Consider the following 16,182-nt stretch of genomic DNA (forward strand, 5'->3'; position numbering starts at 1 on the left):
CCTCAGGATATCATTCGTTCGCTTGAGCTCTTTATTCTCGCGCTCTAAGACGGCACTTCGTCTAATTTTCCTAACTCAATGACATTCGTCCAAAATATTAATTATCAGGCCGTTCATAATGGCTATAAGGTATTGAGAGATATCACTAAACTTACAGATGATGAGCTTTTATTAAACCTTGAACAAATAGATGATATGGGGCTGGTAAATATGCCTCTTTTATATGAACGTTGGACTTTAATACAACTCATACTTGTTCTAAAAAATTCGTTTAGGTTTGTACCACAGAAGGATTGGAAATATAAACTTATTGAAGCAGTAAAGTCTAACAAAACAGATATTAACGTAAATTTAACTAATGATGAGGCAAAAAGATATATTTCGCTATGGTATGAAAAATCTTTATCAAATAATAAGCGCCCTGACTTTATTTTGGATCTGACGTGGTTTTCCAATAATATCGACGGTACTACCGAGCGCCATTTTAAACGTTTTGTATTAGACGCGAAGTTTTACGATAAACTAACATTTGATAAAGCAGGAGGAATGCTTTCAAAAATTAATGAATTGTTCGACGGTAAAAATTATAGTGAAAACAATTCAAATCCTGTATTTCTTATTCACCCCTGTAATAACCTAATTGAATATCCTATTACTGCACAATTATGGGGGAAACACAGCTTCCTAGGAGAGCTAAACATTAACGACGATGCTAATCTTTTCTCTCATGATCGGGGGGCTGTTTTTTTAAGCCCTATAGATCGCTCACTTTACTCAGACGAATTACAACGCTTACTGGGTATGTTTCTTCAGTATAAGTTAGAAGATGCTAAAACTAGCGATTTGGATAATGACAGCAGTCTAGCAGTCCCGATTTGCATAAGGTGTGGCTCCAGTGACGTCAAAAACTTAAAAAAGACTACTCGCTATCGAAATAGGCATGGTGATTGGGTTGAGCGTACACCTAAGTCGGTATGGATGCAGTGTTGTAAATGTGAACAACTTCAAATATATAACCACTGCGCTAGCGATAAAAGCAGCACTCGTTTGATAAAGAATGGCCTTTATTGGAGCTATCATTCAGCAAGAGCGCTCGAGCCATTTAATATGAAGTGCCCTAGCTGTGGTGAATGGGGCGCATGGTAATATTATTATTTTCTATTTTGAGAATTTCCTTTTGACTATCAATAAATACTCTTCCCATCACATACGGCATTAACTTGATCATGTTATTAGCATCATCGATTCCACGATGATGAGAACCGGTGAGTGAGATTTGAGCAAGCTTTAACGCTCCTGCTGTTTGCCATACTCACCCCAACTGCAAAACAGGTAGTTATGGTAATTGCCTAGCCAATTTTGGAAAGTGTTAATTGCTTCAGGGTAATATGGTGCATGATCGACATTGTGTTGAGTGATGCTTGTTAAGTTCGTACAAAAGTCGGTTAGTTTTGGGTGTCGTTGGGGTTGAATAAACGTGCTGAACTCATCTAGCTTCAACTCTGATTTAAATAGCTAAGCTGATTCCAGTTCATAACACTGCTGTTTAAGCCAACGACCTAATTTCATAATATCAGGTTGCCTAGCTCGTGTTTCCTTATAGACAAAATAGAATTTATCTCCGGTAATAAGCTCGTGCATAGGTATGCGCACAAGACTTTGCTGGCGATCCTGATCATCCATCATGTAATTACTAATGAGGGTAATTCCCAAATTATATCGAGCCGCTTCAGCGGCAAGTAAGACATGACTAAATTGATTAATTTTGGCGTCTTTAGGTAATTCAAATTTACCACTCATACACCAACGTAACCAGTCGTCACCAAGACTTTCATTTGTATCTGAGTATTGTACTGATAATAACGGGTGTTGCCATAATGAATCAGGTAGAGGCTTATTTCTTAACTGCTGCCAAAGCTTTTTTCCACACACTGGATAAAGTTTTTCAGTAAACATGAATTGATTGACAAAGTTACGTTCCGGTGGATTCATTGTAATAAAACAATCCGCAAATTGGTCATTATAATCCGGTTGATCCCCGACCATATTTAAAGTTATTTCTATTTCTGGGTGCTGATTTCTAAAATCTTCTAACTTCGGTATCAACCAGTTCACCGCAACAGAGCTATATAAAGCCAAACGAAGATTGCCTGATTCCCCGTGACGTATCATTTGACTGGCATTTGATAGATTTCCTAATGAGTTAGTCACTTCTTCAAAGTAACGTTCCCCGACCTTAGTCAAGGAAAAAGAACGCCCCTGTCGGTTAAACAGAGTTTCACCCAAATAGTCTTCGAGTAATCGAACTTGGTGACTAACCGCACTTTGAGTCACATTGAGGTGCTCAGCAGCTTTGGAAAAGCTATTAAGTCGCGCAACAGCTTCAAAGCATTGCAGGGCACGTAAAGGAGGCAACTTCATTATAAATTTAGCTCATACTAAAAAAATTTTAAACATTATACATCATATAAGGTATGGAATACGCTAATCATATAACCGTTTTACAAACGTAACTCTATTAATTCAGTTCCATTGACATTTTCTAGAATGTAGCAGGAGTAATGAAATGCCCAAAATAACTGTCGGACTCGCGATGACATTACTTATCATCGGAAATATAATTGGTGTTTTTTCTGACGCTTTGATAAAAACTCTGCCAGCAGATACTGCCATATACCAATTTGTATTATTTCGTCAATTGACCGCAGTGCTGATTTTACTTCCATTTTGTCTATTCAGTAATAAACAAAGCCTCTTCGCTGGCCTCAAATGGCACTTTATACGTGGCCACATTTGGTTATTAGGGGCAATATTTATGGTATTCGCTCTGGGCGCTCTGCCGTTAGCTACCGTAAATGCTATTTTCTATACAGCGCCTTTGCTTATGCTGCCGTTAGCCATGATATTGTTACAGGAAAAGCTGACTAGCCACTCAATTGCTGCTGCTGTTTTGGGCTTTATCGGCGTACTTATCGTGGTTAAACCAACACAAATTAATTGGGCAGCGATTGCCGCCCTTGTCGTCGCATTGACTATGGCTGTAAATAATTTATTGGTTCGTAAATTACCTCAGCATCATAATGTGTTCCAAACTTTAATGCTCACCAACCTAGTAGGTATCCCAGCCGCATTTGGGTTAGCGTTATGGGAAGGCAAACCTTGGGACTGGTCTCCAATGTTAACGGCAACAGGCTCCAACACTTTTATCCTAATTTATGCTGGTATATGTGTATTGGTATATAGAGCAATCGAAGCCAGTAAAATTTCCAGTGCCGAATACACTGGCTTATTAGGTGCTGTAGTTGTAGGGGTGCTGTGGTTCGATGAAATACCGGACCTGAGCTTGGCTATAGGATCTTCTTTAATTATTATTCCGCTGATTTGGTTAGCAAAGGTAGAAGCAAAGATAAAGCAAACAAGTAAAATAATATAAATGATAAAGTTAATCTAACTTTCCAACGTGACCGCGTTTGGGAACGAGCGTTTAACTGTCATAGGATACATATAGGCGACACTTGTTATTTATAATAGTCAATTGGAGATGTATAGGCTACATTTTTTATATTATTAATCTAATGGGGTGGATAGGGCTTACTACTTGACTATAGCTATAAGCCCTTAAAATGATTGGGTTTTTATGATTTTTTAGTTTTTATTATTTCTTATAAATATCTGGTATCATACAAGCAAGGAATTATGCGTTTTGATAACATGCTAACGCCTCCTCAACATTAAAGGCACCATCGAGTAATGATTTACCTAAAATAACACCACCAACGCCCAGCTTTTTCAGCTTTGCAATATCATCCAGTGAGCTTACACCGCCTGACGCTTGAACTTTAATTTCGCTGTTGTGGTTTGTTAAGTCTTCATAAAGTGCAAACGAAGGGCCGGTCATGGTGCCGTCTTTACTGATGTCAGTACACAGAAAATCAACCACGCCAAGTGCCACGTAAAAATCAACAAGTTCGAACAAGCCAAACTCAGATTCACTTAACCAACCATGTGTTGCTGGTGCCCAGCCGTTATCAGTTTTATTAACATCTAGTGCGATAACAAAGTGTTCACTGCCAAACTTTTCAATCCACGCCTTTACTTGCTCACGCTTTTCAACGGCCATTGAGCCAATCACGACTTGGTTAGCACCGGCTTCAAGCCAGTCAGCAACATCTTGCTCTGAACGAATACCCCCGCCCACTTGATAGGGAACATTAAGCGCTTTAGTCGCAGCTTGTATATGCTGCCACTGTTTTTTATTTGGATCGCGCGCGCCTTCTAAATCAACTAAGTGCAGTTTGCCTGCGCCGCTATTTTCGTAATCTTGTAAGCGTGCGCCAAGCTCAAAAGGGTAAAATTGTGCTGTATCATACTTACCTTGGTATAAGCGCACAATTTGGTTTTGTAATACATCGAGTGCTGGAATAATCACGTTTATTTCTCTTATTTTTTTGCTGCGCTTACAGCTGCCAATCTAAAAAGTTTTGTAAAAGTCGGGTGCCTACTTTGGCGCTTCGCTCTGGGTGGAACTGCATGCCTGCGTAGTTATCTTTGGCAACTATCGCTGAAAAAGCTTGCCCGTATTCACCGCTAACTAGGGTGGCATCGTTTACTGTGTGCGCAAAGCTATGCACAAAGTACACTTGATCTTGCGCCGATAACCCTTTGGTAAGGGCATGCTCTTTTAGCACGCTTAGGTCATTCCAGCCCATATGTGGTGAGGTTAATGTGCCCACTTCTAAGTGCTTAACAACACCCGGAATTTTGCCAAGGCAATCAACGTTGCCTTCTTCTGTGCTGTCGCAAAGTAATTGCATGCCTAAACAAATGCCCATCAGCGGGCGCTGATATTCATCAATTGCTTGCTGCCAACCAGCGTCTTTTAAGCGTTTCATCGCAACAGAAGCATGGCCTACACCGGGTAAAATAGCACGTTCGAAGCCTTTTAGTTGCTCAGGTGAGGTGATCACCTCAGGATTTTTACCTAAGCGTTCAAAGGCAAAACGAACAGAGTTAATGTTGGCACAACCGGTATTAATTATGGCAATCATAAACACCCCTTAGAGCTGGCTGTTTGTTGGCTGGTATCTTGCGCAATAGCCATACGCAGAGCACGAGAAAATGCTTTAAATAAGCCCTCTACTTGGTGATGACAGTTACCGTCACTTACCGACAAAATAAGACTAATTGCAGCGTTATCACTTAAGCTTTTGAAAAAATGCTCAACCATTTGTACGTCTAAATCACCCACTTTTTCACGGCTAAAATCGGCATTTAATACAAACGAGGCGCGGCCCGATAAGTCAATTTGCGCTTCTGCTTTACATTCATCCATAGGTAAGGCAAAACCATAACGCGCTATTTGTGATTTTGTACCTAGCGCTTGTTTAAGGGCAAGGCCAAGTGCAATGCCGATATCTTCAACTAGGTGGTGCTCATCAATGTGTAAATCGCCTTTGGCTTTAATATTTAAGCCAATATTTGCGTGAGTGCGAATTTGATCCAGCATGTGATCGAAAAAGCCAAGGCCAGTGCTAATTTCGCCATTTTTTGTTTGGTCTAAATTAACTTGCACATCGATTTGAGTTTCTTTGGTGTTGCGAGTGACACGGCCTTCACGGTTCGCGGTTGTTAACTTAGTGACAATGGCATCCCAACTGCCGTCATACAAAATGCCTTCACAACATAAGTTATTGGCAAGTCCAATATCAGTTTGGCGGTCGCCAATTACAAAAGAGCGCGCTAAATCTACGTTGCCAGAGCGCATAAGCTCGGTCAGTAAGCCTGTTTTTGGCTTACGGCAGTCACAATTTTGTTCATCAAAGTGAGGGCAGATCAGAACTTCATCAAATTTAATCCCTTGGCTGTTGAGTATGTCCATCATTTTGTCTTGGGCTATATCAAAATCCGCAGTAGGGAAACTGTTAGTACCTAAACCATCTTGGTTTGAAACCATTACAAGGCGGTAACCTGCCGCTTGAAGTTGTAATAGAGCAGGGATCACATTTGGCAAAAACACTAATTTTTCTAGGCTATCAACCTGTTTGTCGGTGATAGGCTCTTCGATAATCGTGCCATCGCGGTCTATAAATAAATAGGGATTACTCATGATACTTCCTGTTGTGATAGGGCTGTTGGGGTGGTTAAACCATCGAGCCAAATTTTTACTTGTTCTAATTCTTGATCGCTACCAATTGAAATGCGTAGCCAGTCGTCTTCACCGTATAAGGTAAATGCTCGCATGACTAAGCCTTGTTCTAGGGCAACTTTAAAGCAGTTTTTATCGGCCAATTTTAAGGTAACAAAGTTGCCTTCACCAGTGAGAATTTTTAATACAGCAGGGGAGGCGTTTAACCACTCTATTAGCTTTAATTTTAAGCTGTTTAAAATGCTCACCTGGCGACGCATAGAGGTAATGGCATCAGGGGCAATGGCTTGCGCTGCAATACTCGCTACCACGCTCGATACCGGATACGGTGCAATGACTTTACGAATGGGCGCAAGTACACTGGCTTGAGCGAGGGTAAACCCGGTTCGCAGGCCTGCCAACGCAAACGCTTTTGACAGTGTACGTAGCACTACAATATTACTAAACTCGTTTATAAGTTGTGTTGCACTTTGCTCTGGGCAAAACTCTATATAGGCTTCATCAACAATCACCAATGCTTTACCTGCAAGCGCAGTGGCAATGGCTTTTACTTTATCTAGCGGCGTTAAACTACCTGTTGGGTTATTTGGATTACAAATAAACACCAGTTTTGAGCTACCGACCGCAGTGACAATATCATCAACATTGGCTGTTAATAATAACTCTTGAGTAAGCGCGTTAATAGCCACATTGTGCGTATCAGCAGTTACTTTATACATACCGTAGGTAGGCAAAAACAGCGCAATGCGATCTTTAGCTGGCTGGCAATACGTGCGTACTAAAAGTTCAATGCCTTCATCTGCACCTCGCGTCATAAGGACATTGTCGCTTTTAAGCTCGGTGTAAGCTGCATAGCGATCAATAACCAATTGTGGTTGTGGATCGGGATAGCGATTTAAATCTTCAATACTCAGCTCAAGGTTTTTAGCATACGGACTTTCGTTGGCATTGAGCCACGTTGTGCCTGTTAACTTTTCACTTTTAGCCGAGCTGTAAGCAGCAAGCGCTGCAATATTATCAGGTAATAAGCCAGGTGCTTGGGCGCTCTCATTGCTCATTTTTTATTGCCTCTAAACGAATTGAAACCGCATTAGCGTGGGCATCAAGGCCTTCGGCATCTGCCAGTGGTAAAATAGCTTTTGAAAGCTCAGTTAAGCCACTTTTACTAATAGTTTGTACTGTGTATGTGCGGAAAAAATCAAGCAAGTTTAAGCTTGAGTATGTCGCGCTATAACCGTAAGTAGGTAATACGTGGTTAGTACCCGATGCATAATCGCCAGCCGATTCTGGTGTGTAGTCGCCAACAAATACTGAACCTGCATTTTTAACCGCATCAAGGTACGGGCTTGCATCTGCCAGCTGTAAAATTAAGTGCTCTGGCCCATATTGCGCTGATACATCAAATGCTTGCGCTATTGAATCCACTAAAATAAGTGACGAATTGGCCAGCGCTTGTTCAGCGGTGTCTTTTCGGCTTAAGTTAGCTAATTGACGAGTAAGCGCGTCTTGTGTTTGTTTAATAATAGTTTCGCTGTTACACAATAAAATAACTTGCGAGTCGGCGCCATGCTCTGCTTGTGAGAGTAAATCGGCCGCAATAAACTCTGGATTTGCTCGTTCATCTGCTATCACTAATACTTCAGATGGCCCTGCTGGCATATCAATCGCCATTCCTGGAATTGTTTGTGCAACTAACTGCTTTGCCATAGTCACAAAGCTATTACCTGGGCCAAAAATTTTATTCACTTTAGGTACTGATTCAGTGCCGTAGGCCATTGCAGCAATCGCGCCTGCACCACCGCTTTCAATAATAGTGGTGATACCACATAATTTAGCAGCATATAAAATAGCAGGGTTTATTGCTTTATCGCCTTGTACGGGGGTAGTTAGTACCACGGTTTTTGCACCGCTTAACTGCGCCAATACACCTTGCATTATAACTGACGATGGCAATGGGGCACTGCCCCCAGGGACATAAATACCGACCGCTTCGATGGCTTGATATTTCAGTTCACATTCAACGCCCGGTTGAGTCGATAACTTAATATCTTTAGGCAGTTGCGCTTGGTGAAAACATTTTACATTTGCATAAGCGGTATCAATTGCATACTTAAGTTCAGGAATTAGCATTTTCTCAGCGGCATTAATTTCATCAAGTGGAACACGTAAACGCGGCTCAGCTCGGTTATCAAACTCTTTTGCTAACGCCAGTAATGCTGCATCGCCTTGCGCATTTACTTTTGCCAAAATAGTTTGGCAAATACTTTCTACTTTTTCACTCGCTGATACAGCAGGGCGCATCAGCGCCGCTGCTTGAACCTGTGATGATTCTTCATTCCAACGAAGCATGGCTGTTACTCCATCATTTTTTCAATTGGCATAACTAAAATAGAATTCGCGCCGAGTGCTTTAAGCTGCTCCATGGTTTCCCAAAATAGGGTTTCGCTACTCACCATGTGTAGGGCGACATATTCATCATTACCTGCAAGGGCAAGTAATGTAGGTTGACCAGAACCTGGCAGGATTTCACAAATTTCATCCAGCTTGTCTTTTGGTGCGTGTAACATGATGTATTTGCTTTCTTTGGCTTGCTTAACACCACGCAAACGCGGCATCAATTTATTGATAAGCGCGAGTTTGCCAGCATCTTGCAATTGAGTGTTTTGAATCAAACAGGCGTTTGACTCTAAAATGGTATCACCCTGCATCAAGCCATTGGCTTCAAGGGTTGCACCTGTTGATACCAAGTCACAAATGGCATCAGCAAGACCAGCACGCGGCGCTACTTCAACAGAGCCAGTTAGCATTACAGTGCTGGCGTTGATGCCTTCGCGTTTTAAATATTGGCTTAAAATTTCAGGGTAGGTGGTTGCAATACGTTTGCCTTCAAACCAGCTTTTGTCTTGCTTGCCTAGTTCTTGTGGCCATGCAAGTGCAAGACGACAGTAACCAAAGTCTAATTTTGATAATTTAGTTACTTCGCTTGGAACGCCTTGGCGCTCTCTTTCTGCTTGTACTTCAACTAATACGTTTTCGCCAACAATACCTAAATCACATACACCGTCCATAACTAAGCCCGGGATATCGTCATCGCGCACACGTAATACGTCAATAGGCATGTTGGTTGAGTGTGCTATAAGGCGCTGCTCACGAAGGTTGAGTTTTACACCCAGTTGTTTAAGCAGATCTTGACAATCTTTAGATAGGCGGCCGCCTTTTTGGATGGCGATACGAAGACGATTACTATTATTCATTACTCATTTTCCTTTAATTTAAAAACTAAAAACCCCGAGGAAAACCTCAGGGCGAAAATGAATCTTGGTATGTTGATTCGCCAGAGGTTTCCTTTTAGGAACAACCTCTCAGCGAAAGACCTGACAGGTTATTCCGGTGAATGATAGTGGTGATGTACTGCTGTCAGAGTGTTGCGCATTTTTTATCCTGTTTAGCTATTCGTTATTATGTTAACGCTTAGCCGCTATTTGTTTAATAAATTTCGCATTCATAAAAACACATTAACTAATAGCATGGCAAGAAAAATATTCTTTAATTAAAGAATATCTTATAACTGTCGATAGTAACTAAAGGTTTGCTTTATTTATCAACAGTTTTATAGTGATTAAATTACGTTCAATTCAATGGAGGCAAGCATGGATATAATGATCCCTTATTTAGGGCCTATTACGCGTTTAACGCTTGAATCTAAAGGGGCTTTTCATGTTGCTGGGGTTCAACAAAGTGCCAGTGCCAAAAAAGTCGAGTTAGAAGAGCGTAAAAAAAGAGAAGTAGAAAAGCAACATAAGCTGGCGTTTGACGAAAATAAATCGCACAATAAAACCGCTGAAGAAGATGACGACAAACCCCATTTAGATACATGGGCTTAGTACAAGTGATTGGCGATGCCGTTATTGCCTCAAGTTTAAATCGCCCTCAATAAAAGCAAATTTGTTTAAACATAGCAAGTAGTGGTGCATGGTTATGAACTGCGTGTTTTTAAAGCTACTCCCTACCCATTTAAAATAGATTACCCCTCTTTTAAAGCTCAACAGGTAAAGTATTTTCCTTTGCAACTACATACTCATTGAGCAGTCGATTAGTGATTAACAATAAAGCGTGTGATTTTAAAATCTAATGCTTTTTGCTGGCTGTCTTGTGTAAATATATGTATACGAAGTGTTATCTCTGGCCTTCATTAGTTAAAGCGGTGTTCTTTAAGTTATTGTAAATTAAATGTTTATTTTCGTTATTTAAGTTTGTGGCCTACTACGACCCTTAAGCGGGTACACAATGTGGCGATTAATACAAATATATTAAAAACTTAAACTTTAACGGAGCGTAAACGTGAATTTATCTAAAATCACAATAGCAACTTTTGCTGCTTTAACTTTGTTCAAGCAACAAATGCAGTAGCTGCGAATAAGAAATACCTAAATCAACAACCGACAATTAATAATAGGGTGCAATCAAACTCTGCTTCCTTGTTATCAGTAAGTCCAAATCAGTTGATTGGGTTGAGTGTAGGGAACGAATTAGTTGTATTAAAAGAATTTACTAGCAATAACGGAGAAGTAACCCGCCGCTATCAACAAACGTATCAGGGCATTCCTGTCATTGGTGATACGGTCAGCTTAACATTTAATATTGGGATGCTTAAAAAAGACCACGGTGCAGCTGTATATAACATTGAGGAAGATTTATCTGATGTATCGGCTAAATTGACAAAAAAAGATGCGATTTTAAAAGGGTCTAAAACGGGTATAGCTGCAAAATCAGTAGGCTTAAAAAAACATAATGAGCAATCCAGACTTGCTATCTGGGTTGACGATCAAAATAAGGCGCATTTAGTTTATTAAGTGTCTTATGTTACTTATGGCAAGTCACCATCAAGGCCATACCTGATCATTTATGCTAATACCGGTGAGGTCTTGCTTAGTTACGATAACCTGCAACATGCCCTGGGGGTAATCTAAAAACAGGCAAGTATTTATATGGAACTGATTTTGACAGCCTAGATGTTAGTCAATCAGGTAATACTTGTAGCATGAATAACGCAAATGTTCGCACTATTAATTTAAATGGCGGAACAAGTGGCTCTTCTGCGTATCCATTTACATGTCCTATTGGCTAGTCGCAAAGGATATTTTTAAAGGTAATGGTGCCCTGCGTTACATGAATAACCCTACTCAAGGTGGTCATTCCATAGATAACCAAAGTAACTATTATTCAGGTATGGACGTGCATTATAGTTCAGGGGTTTATAACAAGGCATTTTATAATTTAGCAACCACGCCGGGTTGGGATACACAAAAAGCCTTTATCGTAATGGCACGTGCTAACCAACTATATTGGAGTGCGGGTGTAGGCTGGGATTTAGCCGGTAACGGTGTGATGGATGCAGCCTGTGATTTAAATTATGACCCTAATGATGTAAAAGCCGCTTTGGCAGCGGTAGGCGTTAATTCAAATCTTAGTTCATGAAGTGATTGTGCTACACCACCACCGACTGACGATGAAGCGTTAACCAATAGGGGTAACCCGTACGGGTATTAGCGGCGCAGACAAAGAGCAACTATTCTTTACTTTAGATGTTCCCGCTGGCGCGATAAATCTTCAGTTTAATACTACTGGTGGCTCAGGTGATGCAGACTTATACGTTAAATTTGCCAGCCGACCGACCTTAAATAGCTGCGACTGTAATAGCACAACATCTACTAGTACGCAAAGCTGTAACATAAGTAATTCACAAGCGGGAACTTACTATGTAATGGTTGAAGCATGGAATGCTATATCTGGCGTATCATTAACGGGTAGTTACTCAGGTGATATGGGTGGGGTAACGCCTATCAACAGAACTGAGTCTAATATTAATGTGACAATAACGGCAGTATCGAAGATATTATTATGATGACGGATTACACCACCAATGCTCAAAACCAATTTTTAGCCCAGCTGATAGACACTTATTTACCACAAATTAGTTATGGCTTTGAACAATGTGGTTATGGTTGCTCCGATCATGCTTCTTGGTATCAACAAGGGTTTGCGACCTCAATGCCATTTGAATCAAAAATGAATGACATTAACCCACTGATACATACACAAAACGACAGTAATTTTGACGCTGATCATGCAATTAAATTTGCTAACTTAGCCGTTAGCTTTGTTGCTGAATTGGCAACAAATGCCGATGATGTCACTCCGCCAAATAATAATGAGTTAGTCAATGGTGAACCAATTTCTGGTATCAATGCCACTGCTAAAGAGCAGCTTATCTATACATTGAATGTACCAAAAGGAGCGCAAAACTTAAGCTTTGAAACCTCAGGTGATAATGGCGATGCCGATTTATACATTAAATATAATTAGGTGCCCACGTTAACTGATTACGACTGTAAAAGTACCTCTGCCACAAGTAATGAGCGTTTAATGAGCGTTGCGACATTCCAACCAGCAATGAAGGCACTTACTATGTCATGGTTGAGGCATACAGCGCAATTAATAATGTTTATCTGACGGGCAGTTTTGAGCCAGCAGGCGCTTTAGAGCCTATCAATCGCGTAGAAGATAACATTAGCGTAAATACAGGTGATTGGCAGCGTTTTGAACAACGTTTAGCCGCGGGTTATGCCTCCCTAAACGTTGCTATTTCAGGCGGAAGCGGCGATGCTGATTTGTATTTAAATTTCGGTGCGCATCTTCAAATACACAATTTGTGTGTAGGCCATATAAACGGCAACACAGAAAGTTGCACTGTTTCTGCAACCCAGGCAGGTATATGGCATATAGATGTTAAAGGCTATCATAATGCAAGTGGCATTAGGTTAACTATAAATGCACAATAATTAACAGGGACATAAGCCCCTTTAAAGGCCAAATTCTCACGCTATTTGGCTTGCCCTTCATCAATAGCTTACGTAGAATCCCGCTATTATTTTTTATAAAGTGATTGGTATTATCAAACAGCTGTTTAGTGCAACCGGGCCTTTGGCTTTATCAATAGATGGATACTCACCACGCCAACCTCAAATTGATATGGCTGTGGCTGTTGAGGATGCATTAAAAACAAGTTCCCAGCTTGTTGTTGAGGCCGGTACTGGCACAGGTAAAACCTTTGCTTATTTAGCGCCAGCCCTCAAATCTAAAGGCAAAACAATAATTTCAACCGGTTCTAAAGCACTGCAAGAACAGCTGTATCATCGTGATTTACCGGTGTTAGTAAAAGCCTTAGGCGCGGCTAAAAAAACGGCATTGTTAAAAGGGCGTGCCAATTATTTATGCACTTATCGGCTTACCCAACATGTTGCACACGTCCCTACAGACGACCCTGATGTAATGCACCAACTTGCTATGGTTGCTAAATTTGCCAGTGAAACGCATACCGGCGATTTAGCCGACTGTATTGGTATTGAAGAAGATGCCAAAGTGTTGCCGTATGTCAGCTCTACTGCAGATAACTGTTTAGGTAAAGAGTGCCCTGACTTTCAAGAGTGCTATATTCGTAAAGCGCGTTTAAAAGCAGGGGATGCCGACGTTGTCGTAATTAATCATCATCTATTTTTTGCCGATATGGCGGTTAAAGAGTCTGGCTTTGCAGAGCTAATGCCCAACGCAGATGCCTATATATTTGATGAAGCCCACCAGTTAAGTGAAATTGCCAGCGACTATTTTGGCGAAACCATGAGTACTAAAAAGCTGGTGGATTTAATTAATGATTTACGCGCTATTTACCGCGCTGAAATTCCAGACATGCTGCAATTAGGAAAAAGTTTGAATAAACTGGAAACCAGTGTCGCCGATTTAAGATTGCAGTTTGGTGTGGACGGTAGCCGCGGGGATTGGCGTGAAAAGCTCAGTAATAAGCTTATTTGCTCTGCATTACACCGCGTTATTAGTGATTTAGAATTTGTATATCAGGTTTTAAAACACTGCCTAGAGCGAAGTGATAAAATTGAACACCCATTTGAGCGGGTGTTGGCATTTAAAGGCCAGTTAGAGCGCGTATTTGATACCGCCCAAACAGGCTTTAGTTATTGGTACGAAACCACGCGGCGCTATTTAACCATAAATATAACGCCGCTGAATGTATCGGCTAAATTTGCTTTGATGATGAAAGAGTCTGGCGCAGGGTTTGTGTTTACCTCGGCCACGTTATCGGTCGACAACGAACTCACTCATTTTAATGCCAGCCTTGGGTTAAAACCAAAGCAAAGTATGATGGTAGACAGTCCATTTGATTATGAAAATCAGGCGCTTTTGTGCTTGCCGCGCTATTTACCTGAAACGCACGCCGATAATATGCCGCATGCGATTGTAAAGTTAACTCTCGAACTCATAAAATCAGCAAAAGGGCGTTGTTTTGTGCTATTTACTAGTTACCGAATGATGCATTTGGTGGCTGAGGGCTTAACCACACAAATGGACTATCCGGTTTACATGCAAGGGCAAATGTCTAAACGCATTATATTAGAAAAATTTACCCGTCATGGTAATGCCGTGTTACTCGGCACAGCGTCCTTTTGGGAAGGGGTTGATGTAAGAGGCAGTACTTTAAGCTGTGTTATTATCGACAAACTGCCGTTTGCGGCGCCCGATGATCCGCTTTTGCAAGCTAGAATGCAGGATTGCCAAATGCAAGGAAAAGATCCCTTTGCGCATATTCAGTTACCACAAGCGGTTATTGCCTTAAAGCAGGGCGTAGGTCGCTTAATTCGTGATAACAAAGATAAAGGTGTGTTAGTAATTTGCGATAATCGTTTAGTTACACGCCAATATGGACAAGTATTTTTAAAGAGTTTACCGCCAATGCGCCGTACACGTAGCTTAGAAGATGCAAATACATTTTTAAAACATATTAATTGAGTACAAAAATGATCAAAAGTAACATTCTCGCCCTAGACGCTTCTACAGAGGCTTTATCGCTTGTTTTGCATTATCAAGGTAAAACGTTTCATCATTTTGAAGAGTGTCCGCAGCAGCATAGTCAAAAAATTCTGCCACTTATTGATGTGCTGCTTAATAAAGCCAATTGTAAATTAAAAGATTTAGATGTTATTGGCTTTGGCCAAGGTCCAGGCAGCTTTACGGGTGTGCGTATTAGCGTGGCCATAGCACAAGGGCTTGGGTATTCAACGAATTTACCGCTAGTAGGGGTTTCTACCTTAGCGGTTATGGCGCAACAAGCGTTTGAACAATTTGGCGATGAAGTGGTTTATTCAAGCATTGATGCGCGTATGGGGGAAATATACTTTGCTCAATACCAAGTTAATAATAATTTGATGACACTTCAAGGTGAAGAACGTGTTTTTAAGCCTGAACTGCTTGATGCTTCATTGATAGACACAAACAAAACAGCAACCGGCGTGGGGACTGGATTTAAAAGTTATCCCGATGCATTAACTACATTTACAAATGTGAGTGTACACCCTGAAATTACGCTACCCGATGCACAATACATGTTAGCGTTAGTGGATGCACAGTACCTTGCAGGTAATGGCGTAAAAGCCAGCGATGCTCAGCCTAAGTATGTGCGTGACACAGTGACCTGGAAAAAATTACCAGGCCGCGAATAACGCTAAGTTGTATTGTTTGCATATTGAACTATTTTAAATCATAATTTAAGCATGTTGTTGGTTGGAGAAGCGTAATGTCGCTGCCTATAAGCTCTGGTTTTTTTACTGGTGATATCCCTGCTAAGGTGCGTTCTACTGCTGTTGTTACGGCAAAGCCCGAACGACTATCAGAGCAGCCAATACCACAGAAAACCAATACAGACTATGTTAAGAGTAGCCCCGAAGGGCTTGAACTCGCAAAAGAGTTTGTAAAAGCGAACACCAAAGAGGCCCAATATAGCCAAACTATTTACGATCAACCGAGTGCGCAAGTTAGTAAGGCAATTTCTACTTACACTGAGTTTGCTAATTTAGAGCGAAGAGCTGAAGTTCAAAGCTTAATTGGTGTTGATATATATGCTTAATTATAAAATTAATAGCCAAATAAAAAGCCCGAATAGATTATTCGGGCTTTTTATTTTTATACCA

Annotated in this window: 16 protein-coding genes and 1 pseudogene; 9 read left to right on the top strand and 8 right to left on the bottom strand. The window is 40.9% G+C overall.

What is annotated here, in order from left to right; genetic code table 11:
* Window positions 1–132: 132 nt before the first annotated feature.
* Window positions 133–1,146, top strand: coding sequence for a hypothetical protein (locus QMA00_RS14955; protein WP_175610070.1), 1,014 nt, complete (start codon window positions 133–135; stop codon window positions 1,144–1,146).
* A 141-nt stretch (window positions 1,147–1,287) separates the two neighbouring features.
* On the opposite strand, the gene QMA00_RS18980 is transcribed toward QMA00_RS14955, so the two are convergent.
* Both QMA00_RS18980 and QMA00_RS14960 read right to left on the bottom strand, forming a co-directional pair.
* A complete protein-coding gene (locus QMA00_RS18980) occupies window positions 1,288–1,500 on the bottom strand; it encodes a 3'-5' exonuclease (RefSeq protein ID WP_076923190.1) in 213 nt (70 codons plus the stop codon).
* 15 nt (window positions 1,501–1,515) lie between these two features.
* Window positions 1,516–2,421 carry a LysR substrate-binding domain-containing protein gene (locus tag QMA00_RS14960; protein ID WP_076923191.1) on the bottom strand — a complete coding sequence of 302 codons (906 nt, stop codon included), beginning with the start codon at window positions 2,419–2,421 and terminating at the stop codon, window positions 1,516–1,518.
* 145 nt (window positions 2,422–2,566) lie between these two features.
* On the opposite strand from QMA00_RS14960, the gene QMA00_RS14965 reads away from it, so the two are divergent.
* Window positions 2,567–3,433: a DMT family transporter gene (locus tag QMA00_RS14965; RefSeq protein WP_076923192.1), complete on the top strand. Its 867-nt coding sequence runs from the start codon at window positions 2,567–2,569 to the stop codon at window positions 3,431–3,433.
* Between the two features lie 261 nt (window positions 3,434–3,694).
* Here QMA00_RS14965 and QMA00_RS14970 read toward each other — a convergent pair whose 3' ends face one another.
* From QMA00_RS14970 to hisG, 6 genes are read right to left on the bottom strand one after another with little or no spacing between them, the layout of a single operon-like run.
* The gene (locus QMA00_RS14970) at window positions 3,695–4,429 is read right to left on the bottom strand and encodes a 1-(5-phosphoribosyl)-5-[(5-phosphoribosylamino)methylideneamino] imidazole-4-carboxamide isomerase (protein ID WP_076923193.1); all 735 of its coding nucleotides are present in this window, start codon (window positions 4,427–4,429) and stop codon (window positions 3,695–3,697) included.
* A 28-nt stretch (window positions 4,430–4,457) separates the two neighbouring features.
* On the bottom strand, window positions 4,458–5,048 hold the full coding sequence (hisH, locus tag QMA00_RS14975) for an imidazole glycerol phosphate synthase subunit HisH (RefSeq protein ID WP_069439727.1): 591 nt from the start codon (window positions 5,046–5,048) through the stop codon (window positions 4,458–4,460).
* Window positions 5,045–6,106 (bottom strand): bifunctional histidinol-phosphatase/imidazoleglycerol-phosphate dehydratase HisB, encoded by a 1,062-nt coding sequence (gene hisB / locus QMA00_RS14980; protein WP_076923194.1) that lies wholly within the window; start codon window positions 6,104–6,106, stop codon window positions 5,045–5,047. Before hisB ends, hisH begins: the two co-directional genes overlap by 4 nt.
* On the bottom strand, window positions 6,103–7,203 hold the full coding sequence (gene hisC / locus QMA00_RS14985; protein ID WP_290157841.1) for a histidinol-phosphate transaminase: 1,101 nt from the start codon (window positions 7,201–7,203) through the stop codon (window positions 6,103–6,105). The genes hisB and hisC overlap by 4 nt, the downstream gene beginning before the upstream one ends.
* The gene (gene hisD / locus QMA00_RS14990) at window positions 7,193–8,494 is read right to left on the bottom strand and encodes a histidinol dehydrogenase (RefSeq protein WP_290157843.1); all 1,302 of its coding nucleotides are present in this window, start codon (window positions 8,492–8,494) and stop codon (window positions 7,193–7,195) included. The genes hisC and hisD overlap by 11 nt, the downstream gene beginning before the upstream one ends.
* Before the next feature lie 5 nt (window positions 8,495–8,499).
* Window positions 8,500–9,399, bottom strand: a complete 900-nt coding sequence (hisG, locus tag QMA00_RS14995) for an ATP phosphoribosyltransferase (protein WP_076923197.1) — start codon at window positions 9,397–9,399, stop codon at window positions 8,500–8,502.
* Window positions 9,400–9,795: 396 nt separating this feature from the next.
* Between hisG and QMA00_RS15000 the strand changes: the two genes are divergently transcribed.
* The 7 genes and pseudogenes from QMA00_RS15000 to QMA00_RS15030 all read left to right on the top strand — a co-directional run bounded on the left by QMA00_RS15000 (window position 9,796) and on the right by QMA00_RS15030 (window position 16,118).
* On the top strand, window positions 9,796–10,029 hold the full coding sequence (locus QMA00_RS15000) for a hypothetical protein (protein WP_290157845.1): 234 nt from the start codon (window positions 9,796–9,798) through the stop codon (window positions 10,027–10,029).
* A gap of 457 nt (window positions 10,030–10,486) precedes the next feature.
* A pseudogene (locus QMA00_RS15005) lies at window positions 10,487–12,017 on the top strand (M4 family metallopeptidase); the annotation flags it as partial.
* Between the two features lie 29 nt (window positions 12,018–12,046).
* Window positions 12,047–12,511 carry a hypothetical protein gene (locus tag QMA00_RS15010; protein ID WP_290157847.1) on the top strand — a complete coding sequence of 155 codons (465 nt, stop codon included), beginning with the start codon at window positions 12,047–12,049 and terminating at the stop codon, window positions 12,509–12,511.
* Between the two features lie 107 nt (window positions 12,512–12,618).
* Window positions 12,619–12,987 (top strand): PPC domain-containing protein, encoded by a 369-nt coding sequence (locus QMA00_RS15015; protein ID WP_250654078.1) that lies wholly within the window; start codon window positions 12,619–12,621, stop codon window positions 12,985–12,987.
* Between the two features lie 100 nt (window positions 12,988–13,087).
* Window positions 13,088–15,004, top strand: a complete 1,917-nt coding sequence (locus tag QMA00_RS15020) for an ATP-dependent DNA helicase (RefSeq protein WP_013463302.1) — start codon at window positions 13,088–13,090, stop codon at window positions 15,002–15,004.
* A gap of 8 nt (window positions 15,005–15,012) precedes the next feature.
* Window positions 15,013–15,714: a tRNA (adenosine(37)-N6)-threonylcarbamoyltransferase complex dimerization subunit type 1 TsaB gene (gene tsaB / locus QMA00_RS15025; protein WP_290157851.1), complete on the top strand. Its 702-nt coding sequence runs from the start codon at window positions 15,013–15,015 to the stop codon at window positions 15,712–15,714.
* A 74-nt stretch (window positions 15,715–15,788) separates the two neighbouring features.
* Entirely contained in the window at window positions 15,789–16,118 is a 330-nt protein-coding gene (locus QMA00_RS15030) for a hypothetical protein (RefSeq protein WP_013463304.1), read from the top strand.
* Window positions 16,119–16,182 lie beyond the last annotated feature (64 nt).

This window comes from Pseudoalteromonas sp. APC 3694, from assembly GCF_030407565.1.
Taxonomy (GTDB): Bacteria; Pseudomonadota; Gammaproteobacteria; order Enterobacterales; family Alteromonadaceae; genus Pseudoalteromonas; species Pseudoalteromonas tetraodonis.

Coding starts and splice junctions, on each gene's coding strand:
- hisC (WP_290157841.1), bottom strand. CDS start 7,203: ATGAGCAATGAGAGCGCCCAAGCACCTGGCTTATTACCTGATAATATT.
- tsaB (WP_290157851.1), top strand. CDS start 15,013: ATGATCAAAAGTAACATTCTCGCCCTAGACGCTTCTACAGAGGCTTTA.
- QMA00_RS15010 (WP_290157847.1), top strand. CDS start 12,047: ATGATGACGGATTACACCACCAATGCTCAAAACCAATTTTTAGCCCAG.
- hisG (WP_076923197.1), bottom strand. CDS start 9,399: ATGAATAATAGTAATCGTCTTCGTATCGCCATCCAAAAAGGCGGCCGC.
- QMA00_RS14960 (WP_076923191.1), bottom strand. CDS start 2,421: ATGAAGTTGCCTCCTTTACGTGCCCTGCAATGCTTTGAAGCTGTTGCG.
- hisB (WP_076923194.1), bottom strand. CDS start 6,106: ATGAGTAATCCCTATTTATTTATAGACCGCGATGGCACGATTATCGAA.
- QMA00_RS14965 (WP_076923192.1), top strand. CDS start 2,567: ATGCCCAAAATAACTGTCGGACTCGCGATGACATTACTTATCATCGGA.
- hisD (WP_290157843.1), bottom strand. CDS start 8,494: ATGCTTCGTTGGAATGAAGAATCATCACAGGTTCAAGCAGCGGCGCTG.
- hisH (WP_069439727.1), bottom strand. CDS start 5,048: ATGATTGCCATAATTAATACCGGTTGTGCCAACATTAACTCTGTTCGT.
- QMA00_RS15000 (WP_290157845.1), top strand. CDS start 9,796: ATGGATATAATGATCCCTTATTTAGGGCCTATTACGCGTTTAACGCTT.
- QMA00_RS15015 (WP_250654078.1), top strand. CDS start 12,619: ATGGTTGAGGCATACAGCGCAATTAATAATGTTTATCTGACGGGCAGT.
- QMA00_RS15030 (WP_013463304.1), top strand. CDS start 15,789: ATGTCGCTGCCTATAAGCTCTGGTTTTTTTACTGGTGATATCCCTGCT.